Here is a 10,722-nt window from a genome sequence, read left to right on the forward strand (position 1 = left end):
CTTCTAAGGGCTTGCCCTTGTTGTTGCTCTGGGCTATTGGCACATATAACCTTTTAAATGATGAAGAAATATATTTTAAACCTTTCATTGGTAGCACTAGCGGTGTTTACCTCCTTTGCTTGTCAGGCGCAAACCCAAAAATTAAGCAAATCGCAAAAACAAAAAGTAGTAGCCAGCATTGGTCAGTTGATGAAGGATTATTACGTTTTTCCGAAAGTGGCAGACCAGATGGCGGCTTATCTGGAAAAACAACAAAAAAATAAGGCGTATGACAAAGCCAATGATCCACGTGATTTTGGGCGTTTGCTTACCCGCGATTTGCTGAAAATAAGCAAAGACAAACACATAAGGGTGAGGTTTAATCCAAAACGCGCCAAACAAATGAGTAGCAACAAAGGGAAGCATAAGCCTAGCCCTGAGGCAATCAAAGTAGCCGAAGCCAAAGACCGAAGTCAAAACTATGGTTTCAAGAAGGTAGAAATATTGCCGGGTAATGTAGGCTATATTAATTTAACTGGTTTTTTTCGCAAAGATAAAGCTGAAGCTACCGTGGCAAGTGCGATGGGTTTTTTGGCAAATACTGAGGGAATAATCATTGATTTGCGCCAAAATGGAGGAGGAAGCCCAGCAATGGTTCAGTTGATTTGTAGCTATTTTTTTGGCGAAAAACCAGTACACCTCAATAGTCTTTACTGGCGAAAAGTAAACCGTACTCAAGAGTTTTGGACATTGAAAGAGATCAAAGGGCAACGCATGCCTGACAAGCCTTTGTATATATTGACTAGTGGCAACACCTTTTCGGCAGCTGAAGAGTTTAGCTATAATATGCAAAACCTTCAACGAGCTACCTTAGTAGGCGAAACCACCGGAGGAGGAGCCAATCCAGGAGGAGGTTTTTCGGTAGAAAACACGTTTGTAATGTTTGTACCTACTGGGCGTGCCATTAACCCTATTACCAAAACCAATTGGGAGGGAGTAGGCGTAGTGCCGCATATCAAGACTCCAGCAAGCCGGGCTTTAGACAAAGCCCACCTTGAGCTCATCAAAGCTGTGAAAGCCAAAAAACCTAAAACCGCCAGTTTAGACTGGGCTATTCAAGGCTTAGAAGCTAAAGCCCATCCGGTAAAACTAGACAAAGCAACCCTAAAGGCGTATGCAGGCGATTATACCAACCGCCGCATTATTTTTAAAGCAGGAAACTTGTACTACCAACGCCCTTCCATTTCAAAGAAAATGCGTAAGCTTACCCCACTTACCCAAACCCTGTTTGCGGTAGAGGGAATTGATTACTTCAGAATAACGTTTAAAAAAGATGCAAAAGGCAATGCTATAGCCGTGCAAGGTTTGTATGAACAGGGGAATCGTGACTTGTCTAAAAAAGGCAATATTGTAAGCAAATGATCATGATCATGTAAATAAGCAGGGTTAAAATTGATGTGTTTTTGAGCATTATTGCTATTGTATTGAATAATAGCCTGAATTTGACTTAAAAAAGGTGTGTTTTTGTTTATTATATTGGCGTTAAGCTGTATATTTGCTCATACAATAAACAATTCAACATATTCTTAACAAACAACTTTAACACATATATACATGAATGATATGCCCCGTGAAATGGTGTGGAAGGTAGAGCCTAAACCAAAAAAAACAAGTCGGTCTAATATATTGAAGCAAGAAATGAATGAACTGAAAAAAGAGTTTAACAAACTCAGTCAGTTTATGGTGCAAAATATGGTAAATCTGGAAGGCGAACTGGCAATACTAAAGCAAGAAAACGAACGCTTGAAAAACAAAGTAACAAAACTTGAAAGCACCTCAGTTCCTCACAATTTTTCACCTTATGCCCAGTTACCTGCTTTAGAAAATGTTTTTTTGGTATAAACTTTATTTTTTTAAATACCATATCAACCCTTTGATAATAAGTAAGTTATCAAAGGGTTTTTTGTTGGGGCTTGATTTGAGCTTTTGTAAATTCGATCACAACGATAAATTAGTGGTTGAATAGTTGGCTTTAAATACTGGATTGGATGAATGAAATAAACTTGTTAGATGGTACTTTGCTTATCAAAGGGCAAATAGCAAAGCTGGGTGATAAAATGGCTCAGGTGTTTCCAGGGCTCAAGGGCAATGTGTTGCCTGTAAAAAATTATCAATTTTGTGCTTTTGATGGCAATGATTTTCAGTTTGTCGAAATGTTTATAGGCTTTGATAATGTATTTAAGGCACATAAAACCTGGGGCTTGCTTGAAGATCAAGTGGTGAGTTTTACCATAGAAGGTGGGGTGAAATATTGCTATACTAATTTTTTTAAAATTGAGCTTGAGCAGGCGCTGGCGGCAGGCGAAGTTAATTTTCCTGAAAAGGGGAGTATGACTACAGAAAAACAACCACTATTAAAAGCAATACAAGAAGATATAGAAGAGGTGTTGGATAATTATGCTTTGGGTTTGACTACTATAGAGGAGGGCAATAACAGATTGGCGGACATTATGGTGAAACATTTGCGACAGCGGGGAAGGTGGGAGGTAAAAGAGGTGCATTGGGGGATGATGGGTGGAATTGCGGCCAATATTTTGGATGATTTATAAGGTATATGCTAAGGAATTTTAAACATTAAAATTAATGGACAAAATCAAGCTGCTTAATGACTTTTTGCTTACCACAGGACAATTTGTAAGACTGGGCGATAAAATGGCTCAAATATTTCCAGGGATCAAAGGAAATGTTTTGCCAATTAGAAACCTTTCGTTTTTTAAATTTGACAACAATGACTTTCAGTTTGTCAAAATTGCAAATGTTTTTGAGGAAAATATAAAAGTGCATAAAACGTGGAGTTTGCTCGAAGATCAGGTAGTGAGTTTTGTCATAGAAGATGGGGTGAAATATTGTTATACTAATTTTTTTAAAATTGAGCTTGAGCAGGCACTGGCTACATATGAAGTTACTTTTCCCGAAAAGGGAAATATGACTACCAAAGATAAGGAGAAGTTGACGAATAGAGTAGAAGAAATTGTTGAGAGTTGGGCAAACTACTATTTAGGTTTAGTTACAAAATATGAACTTGATAATAGAATGTATGATATTTTGGTGAGCTATTTTCGCCAGCGAGTAAGATGGGAAGTAAAACAAGAGTGTTGGTGGCGCAGAGCATATTTTTATCATCATGCTGATGAATTATAATATGAATGAAATGAACCTTGAACAAAAGTTTTTGCAACTTTTACGCTCGCCCGATAAGAAAAATATCCTGGTAGCTTTAGAAATAGAAAAAGCCAACGCTGAGCTAAACCTGCGGCAATATTTAAAAGCTTATGTTACCTTATGGAACACGTGGGCGAGAACACTTGAGGCGCCAAATACTGATGTCAAAGATTTAGAAAGCTTGGAGGTTGAGCATATTATGGTGTTTAACCAGGCAAAGTTGAACCTTTCCTATAAACATATAAGTGTGCTACCTGCCGAAATAGCTGGGTTGACACATTTGCAGAAGTTAGATTGTATGGCGATTGGTCTTACTATATTACCCCCCGAGGTAGGAGCCCTGACCAATTTGTATAAATTGAGACTCAACCGAAATGAATTAACCATTTTGCCTGCCGAAATAGGCAACTTGACCAAGTTACAGGAGTTATATATTACAGATAATAGGTTGTCAGCTTTGTCTGCCGAAATAGGCAATCTAACCCAATTGCAAAAGCTAGAATTAGCTGTGAACCGATTGGTGGCTTTGCCTGCTGAAATAGGCAAGCTAACCCAATTGAAAAAACTAGAGGTAGGATCTAACCAACTGACTACCTTGCCTGCCGAAATAAGTGGCCTTACTTCTTTAGAAGAGCTGTACATAGATAACAATCAATTTACTACTTTGCCGACAGAAATAGGTACATTAAGTAATTTAAAGTTTTTGTATGTCTCAGATAATCAGTTGGCAACTTTACCCTCTGAAATAGGTAATCTAACAACTCTACAGGAGTTGTATATAGAAGAAAACCAACTTATAGCTTTGCCTGCTGAAATAGGGACACTACAAAGTTTACAGTTATTGCATTTGCAAAGCAATCAGTTGAGTGAATTGCCTACTGAGATTGGTCTTGTTGGTGATTTGCGAATTCTTTGTTTAGAAGAAAACCTACTTACTACCTTGCCCAATACCATTGGGCAGTTGAAGTGTTTAGAAGAGTTGCGTATCTGGAAAAATGACTTGGTGGCATTGCCTCTCGAAATAGACAGTTTGAAGAATTTGCATACCTTGGATATCAGCTTCAATAAATTAAGTACTTTTCCTTTGCAAATAACTCAACTTGAGGGCTTACAAAAGTTGAATGTAGCTGAAAATGGATTGACTGACTTGCCTGATGAAATAAACCAGTTGGTAAAACTTGAAGAGTTGAATTTGGGCGGAAATAATCTTACCTCATTGCCTGCTGGGTTGGCTAAGCTACAGAAGTTGCAAAATTTAGACTTGAGGTATAATGAGCTTGAAGTGTTGCCGTCTGAGGTGTTTGCCCTGAGTAATTTGCAGGAGTTAAACTTGATGGGTAATTATTTGACTACAATACCTGTTGAAATAACCAAGCTAAAAAAACTTCAATATTTATATTTGCAGCATGGATTAATCTCTGAACAGGAGTTAGAGCGGGTTAAAAAAATGCTGCCTAATTGCTCTTTTACTAAGTTTGGCTAATTAAATAGATAATTACCCGTAAGATAGCAGCAATTAAAGTTTTACTTGTATGTGTTGGTTTAATTCGGAGGAGCATTGATCTTTTTAGTGCCAGTGATTGTATTGGGCTTGCCCTGGTTGGGTATTTCTACCCTAAATATAGTGCCTTGTTGAACAGTAGACTCTACCGAAATGTGTCCGTTGAGTTTTTGTACGGCATTTTTTACAATATATAGCCCCAATCCCGAACCTTGTGAGCTTTCTGACCCCCGATAAAACATATCAAATATTTTGGGTAATTCTTGTGCTGGAATTCCCTCCCCATTGTCTTGAATCACAAGAACTGCTTTAAAATCATCTACAGTTACATCTACCGAAATGAGCGGTTGTTCTAAGTGGCGGGTAAACCGAAGGGAATTTGTCAATAATTCTCCCAAAATAATGTTGATGCGGCTCAAGTCGGCGTAGAATGCCGATTTTTGTTGAACTTTTAAGTCTACCTTAATCCGATCTGTATTTTTAAAATCAGTCAGGTTGTCCAAAAATGTTTGTAGCTTAGCCTTCCAGTGAATCGCCGTAAAAGTACTGTCTACCCGTTTGTTTTTGGTAAGCGCCAAAGCATTTTGTACTACTTCATCCAGGCTTTGGGTACTTTGCACAATCAAGTCTACACAGTGCATAATATGCCCCCGGTCTTGCTCTTGCTTGATCAAATGGGCAAGACCTAAAATAGAACGCAAAGGTGCCCTGAACTCGTGTGAGGCATGGTATACAAAATTATCTAACTCGTGATTTGCTTGCTTGAGTTCCATACTCCGTGCTTTTTGTGAGGTAATGTCCTGAATCACCCCTTCAAACTGTTGCTGTGGAGTGAGCCTACCTGATATAGAAAGCCATAAACTGTGTTGGTTTTGGAGGGTTACCTGTACCTCTTCTTGCCTAATAAAGCCTTGTTGTAGTAACAGCTCCTTTATCCGGGATAAATCTTCCTGTGCATAATTAACTACCTCATTGTCTAGCTTTGTGCGGGGACTTAGTTGCATTATTTCCCAAAAACGCGGATTAGCCTCAAGCATTTCACCTGAGTTAAAGTCAGCTCTTACAATGCCAATGACTGAGTTTTGGAACAATCCCTGGTATTTTTTGCGGCTTTTTTGTTCTTGCTGTTGCCGCCACTCTATTTGCTCTAGCATGTGATTAAACTGATCATATAATTTAGTGATCTCGTCGTTTCCTCTTTTTTGTCTTTGGGCGCGCAAGGTATAATCTCCTTTTTCTGAAATTTGATCAATGATATTAATGAGTTCTTCTACCGGATTAGATACCACCCCCTGCAGCGACCTCGCCAATAGGTAGCATACCACCAAAAGCAATACTAATACTCCACCAAGAATAAACATCTCTTGGTTTACCTTGCGTTGCAAATACCGGGTGCTCACTTTGAGGTATACCAGCCCCAGATAATCACGGTTGTTGTACAATACAGGCTGGTGTACGTGCAAAAAGCCATCTTTGAATTGAGCACTGGGAATGAGTTGTTTGTGAAAAGCTGAAAAAGAGTGGGGATCGGTAGATTTTTGGCGATAAGTAGCGTAAATTTTCCCTCTACGATTGTAAATACAGGCTTGAGTGACTTCTGGAAAATCTTTAAACTTGGCCAGAATATGACGCAAACCTTTGCGGTCGTCAATAGCAAGTGGGGTAGTACAAAAAGAGGCCGTTAATGAGGCATTGGCAATTACCTTGTCTTTGAGGTTGCCCTCAAACAAACTGATAGATTGCCAAAGAAATAGCCCAAAACCCACCCCCAGGGCAAATAAGGTTACAATCAGGCTAATAGATACTACTTTACGGCGTAAAGATAAGTGATTAAAAAAATTCATTGATGGCGCTAGGGAATTATCAAAAAAAGTAAACAACCTGTAATAAATAAAGCTTGCCAATAGCCCAAAACCATTGATTAGTTAAAACGGGGTTTGGTAACGTAGGTTATTTTTGTTGTATAACCAACAATACTCTGCAGTGATTTCAAGTGAAAGTATCAGCCAGTTAAACATTTAAACTCTATTTATATGAGAAATACTCCGCAGTGATTTTAGTCAAAGTTGATGGCTGATTAACTTTGTTGAGCTCGCCAGAGGCTCGGCTATCAGTCTATTATAAATTTAAAAACTATTTAATTGCATGTTTAGGCATACGCCCCAACGTCCTTTTAAAAATAAAGCGAGTGCCTCGCTGATTTTTTTTACTGACATTTTGTCATTTTATCCCCAAAGTTTTTACTTTTGTATGCTAAAATACAGAAAATAAATGCGAAAGATAATAAAAGACATAGCAATACTCAAACCAGATGATAAGGAAGCCAACGAGCAGGTTAAAATTAGTGAAGAAAACAACACAGGCAAAACCCGCAAGTTGTATATTGAGAGTTATGGTTGTCAGATGAACTTCTCAGACAGCGAGATTGTAGCCTCTATTATGTCTGAACATGGGTTTGATACCACTTCGGAAGTAGACAATGCTGACGTGGTGTTGCTCAATACGTGTGCGATCAGAGACAACGCCGAACAGAGAGTACGTAACAGGTTGCGAAACCTAAATCATATAAAAAATAAAAAGCCAGGAATGGTAGTAGGCGTTTTGGGCTGTATGGCAGAGCGCCTAAAGAAACGTTTGCTCGAAGAAGAACAGATGGTAGACATTGTGGCTGGCCCCGATTCATACCGTGACCTGCCCCAGTTGGTGTTGCAGGCAGACGAGGGGCAAGAGGCAGTCAATGTGTTTTTGTCAAGAGACGAAACCTATGCCGATATTGCTCCAGTACGTCTCAACTCAAACGGTGTAACTGCCTTCATATCTATTATGCGTGGTTGTGACAATATGTGTTCGTTTTGTGTGGTACCGTTTACCCGTGGACGTGAGCGCAGTCGTGACCCCTATTCTGTAGTCAAAGAAGCTCAAGATTTGTTTGATAAGGGCTACCGGGAGGTAACTTTGCTGGGGCAAAATGTAGACTCTTATTTGTGGAGCTCAAACCCTGACGTGATTTCATTGTTGGGCGAAAAAAAGGCGGTAAAAAAAGGGGCAGACCTTACTGGAGTAGACATTGTAGATTTTGCCGGGCTGTTAGAAAAGGTAGCATTGGTAAGCCCCGACCTACGTATCCGTTTCTCTACTTCTCATCCCAAAGATATTACCGAAGATGTGCTGCATACAATGGCTAAGTATGAAAATATATGCAAGTACATTCACCTGCCTGTACAAAGTGGGAATAGTCGGGTACTTGATGCCATGAACCGAGGCTATACTCGTGAGCGTTACCTGGAAATTGTAGCCTCTATCCGTCGTATTTTGGGCGAAGAATGTGGTATCTCAAGCGATATGATTGCAGGTTTCTGTACCGAAACTGATGAAGAACATCAAGATACGCTTACTTTAATGAAAGAGGTAAAATACGATTTCTCTTATATGTTCTACTACTCAGAGCGCCCTAACACAACCGCAGCCAAAAAAATGGAAGACGATGTGCCATTGGAGGTCAAGAAAAAACGTTTGCAAGAAATTATTGCCTTGCAGCAAGAGCTTTCGCTTAAGCGCAATCAACAAGACATAGGCAAGGTACACAAAGTATTGGTAGAGGGTTTTTCTAAGCGTTCAGATGACTACCTCAAAGGGCGAAACACTGCTAATAAGATGGTGATCTTTCCTAAGAAACATTACAAAAAAGGCGATTATGTAAATGTAATGGTGAAGGAATGCTCAGCGGCAACCCTTATTGGTGACCCGGTATAGCGAGCATATAAAAAAGCAACAAGCAATCAATAACATAGCAGGTTGCTTGTTGTTGGTTTTGATTGGTAATACTGGTTGGTCTTCCACCATGTATGATGAATAAGTCATTGATTTTTAAGTCTATACAACCTACAGGCATTAGTTTTAGCATTTCTAATGTTTACTCAAACACCCATAAGGGTTAGAACCTTGATCAACCGATTTATTTTTTTATTTAACTTTTCACCTGCTTGTTATCAGAAAGGCAGTCATCACACATTAAAGAAAACAACCATAATGCTTAGTAACTAGGTGTGTGAAGGATTCAGTGAGTTTTTAAACAACCTGGTAAACCTGGTAGCTAACACCTAATATTGCACCTTAAAAAAACAAAAGATTGAGACAAGACGAAATTCAAAGTATAAAGCAACGGTTTGGAATCATTGGTAACTCTGCTAAACTCAATTATGCTATTCATGTGGCAGCACAAGTAGCCCCCACGGAAATGAATGTGCTGATTATGGGTGAAAGTGGTACAGGTAAAGAATCATTTTCAAAAATTATTCATAGCCTTAGCCCCCGCAAACATGGGCAGTTTATCGCCATTAACTGTGGCGCCATTCCAGAAGGAACTATTGATTCTGAGTTGTTTGGACACGAAAAAGGTGCTTTTACCGATGCCAGAGAAGCTCGCAAAGGTTTTTTTGAAGTAACTGATGGCGGAACCATTTTTTTAGACGAAATAGGTGAAATGCCCCTGGGTACTCAGTCGCGTTTATTAAGGGTGCTCGAAAACGGAGAGTTTATAAGGGTAGGCTCCAACAAAGTACAAAAAACAAGTGTACGTGTGGTAGCCGCCACCAATGTAGACTTACTAAAAGCTGTGGAACAAAAAAAATTCAGAGAAGATCTCTATTTTCGTTTGAGTACAGTACCCATTAGTGTACCCGCTTTGCGCGAAAGAGACAGCGACATATTGTTGTTGTTTCGAAAGTTTGCCAGCGATTTTGCCGAAGAGTACCGGGTAAAACCTATCAAGTTATCGGAAGATGCCAGCCAAGCCTTGGGTAAATACCGTTTTCCGGGCAATATACGTCAACTCAAAAACCTCACTCAGCAAATGTCGTTGCTGGAAATGGAACAAGAGATTAATGTAGAAACCCTTGCCAAATATATCCCTGCTGAAAGTACCAGTGGCCCTCCGGCGTTGTTGGGCAATAGAGGAGGACAAGATGATTTCTCAGAAAGAGATTTACTCTACAAAATATTATTTGACATGCGTAAAGATGTCACCGAGTTGAAAAAGCTAGTGTTTGAACTTTTGAACTCAGGCAATTACGGAAGTGTCATTAGTGACCATAAAGACTTGTTTAACGGGATTAACGACGAAAACCCCGCTGAGGCTATATTTGGGCAAGATCGGTTGTTACCCTCAGATACTTCTGTGGTAGACAGTAGCAGTTTTCAGGATAATAGCGTGATAGAGATAGCAGATCATCTTGATGACCTGGAAGACACGCAAGATATTCAACATGAAGAAGAAAACGATTCTCTATCGCTTGAGGAGCAAGAGAAGGAGTTGATTATCAAAGCCCTGAAAAAAAACAAGAACAAGCGTAAGTATGCTGCCCGTGACCTGGGCATTTCAGAAAGAACGCTCTACCGAAAAATTAAACAGTATGAAATTGAGAAACAGAAGTAAACGCCCTTTGACTTTGAAAAGCCTCCGGCATTGTTTCAGCATTTGCATTTTGGCAATTATGGTCAGTACTAGCTTACTCAGTGGTTGTTCGTTTAAGTATAGTTTTAGCGGAGCTAGTATTCCGCCTGAAGTGAAAACTCTTTTTATAGCCAACTTTCAGAACGATGCACTGGGGCCAGCCAACCTGGGGCAAGATTTTACCGATAGGTTGAAAGAATATTACCAACAAAACTCCTCGCTTGATATTGTAGATAGAAACGGAGACTGGAGCATTTCGGGCAGCGTAACTAATTACTCAGTAGCACCTATTGCCCTTACTGCACAATCGGCGGCAGCCAGCAACCGTTTAACCATTGCGATAAACGTAGTGTTTGAAAGCAAAAAAGATGAAACCAAGAATTTTACTCAAAGTTTCTCACAGTTTGCCGATTTTCCTCAGAACCAAACCTTGTCACAGGTAGAAACTGAGAAAATAAATGAAATTTTTGAAAAATTACTTCTTGACATATTCAACCGTACAGCAGCCAATTGGTAAGCATAGCTTACTCAGTTACAGGTTATTGACAGGTATAAAGTGTCAGGGTTT

Annotated in this window: 9 protein-coding genes; 8 read left to right on the top strand and 1 reads right to left on the bottom strand. The window is 39.5% G+C overall.

Annotation, left to right across the window (positions count from 1 at the left end):
• Window positions 1-57: 57 nt before the first annotated feature.
• The 5 genes from M23134_RS00360 to M23134_RS00380 all read left to right on the top strand — a co-directional run bounded on the left by M23134_RS00360 (window position 58) and on the right by M23134_RS00380 (window position 4,684).
• Window positions 58-1,401, top strand: coding sequence for a S41 family peptidase (locus M23134_RS00360; protein ID WP_082226491.1), 1,344 nt, complete (start codon window positions 58-60; stop codon window positions 1,399-1,401).
• Between the two features lie 192 nt (window positions 1,402-1,593).
• Window positions 1,594-1,881 carry a hypothetical protein gene (locus M23134_RS00365; protein WP_045112732.1) on the top strand — a complete coding sequence of 96 codons (288 nt, stop codon included), beginning with the start codon at window positions 1,594-1,596 and terminating at the stop codon, window positions 1,879-1,881.
• Window positions 1,882-2,027: 146 nt separating this feature from the next.
• Window positions 2,028-2,588, top strand: coding sequence for a hypothetical protein (locus M23134_RS00370; protein ID WP_002692654.1), 561 nt, complete (start codon window positions 2,028-2,030; stop codon window positions 2,586-2,588).
• Between the two features lie 103 nt (window positions 2,589-2,691).
• Entirely contained in the window at window positions 2,692-3,180 is a 489-nt protein-coding gene (locus M23134_RS00375; RefSeq protein ID WP_232296755.1) for a hypothetical protein, read from the top strand.
• Window positions 3,170-4,684: a leucine-rich repeat domain-containing protein gene (locus M23134_RS00380; protein ID WP_045112778.1), complete on the top strand. Its 1,515-nt coding sequence runs from the start codon at window positions 3,170-3,172 to the stop codon at window positions 4,682-4,684. Before M23134_RS00375 ends, M23134_RS00380 begins: the two co-directional genes overlap by 11 nt.
• 59 nt (window positions 4,685-4,743) lie before the next feature.
• Here the strand turns inward: M23134_RS00380 and M23134_RS00385 are convergent, their stop codons facing one another.
• Window positions 4,744-6,546, bottom strand: a complete 1,803-nt coding sequence (locus M23134_RS00385; RefSeq protein ID WP_002692659.1) for an ATP-binding protein — start codon at window positions 6,544-6,546, stop codon at window positions 4,744-4,746.
• Window positions 6,547-6,973: 427 nt separating this feature from the next.
• Here M23134_RS00385 and miaB point away from each other — a divergent pair, with 427 nt between their 5' ends.
• The 3 genes from miaB to lptE all read left to right on the top strand — a co-directional run bounded on the left by miaB (window position 6,974) and on the right by lptE (window position 10,671).
• Window positions 6,974-8,455 carry a tRNA (N6-isopentenyl adenosine(37)-C2)-methylthiotransferase MiaB gene (gene miaB, locus M23134_RS00390; RefSeq protein ID WP_002692663.1) on the top strand — a complete coding sequence of 494 codons (1,482 nt, stop codon included), beginning with the start codon at window positions 6,974-6,976 and terminating at the stop codon, window positions 8,453-8,455.
• Window positions 8,456-8,831: 376 nt separating this feature from the next.
• Window positions 8,832-10,136 carry a sigma-54 interaction domain-containing protein gene (locus tag M23134_RS00395; protein ID WP_002692667.1) on the top strand — a complete coding sequence of 435 codons (1,305 nt, stop codon included), beginning with the start codon at window positions 8,832-8,834 and terminating at the stop codon, window positions 10,134-10,136.
• The gene (gene lptE, locus M23134_RS00400) at window positions 10,114-10,671 is read left to right on the top strand and encodes an LPS assembly lipoprotein LptE (RefSeq protein ID WP_045112734.1); all 558 of its coding nucleotides are present in this window, start codon (window positions 10,114-10,116) and stop codon (window positions 10,669-10,671) included. The genes M23134_RS00395 and lptE overlap by 23 nt, the downstream gene beginning before the upstream one ends.
• Window positions 10,672-10,722 lie beyond the last annotated feature (51 nt).

Source organism: Microscilla marina ATCC 23134, from assembly GCF_000169175.1.
Classification (GTDB): Bacteria; Bacteroidota; Bacteroidia; order Cytophagales; family Microscillaceae; genus Microscilla; species Microscilla marina.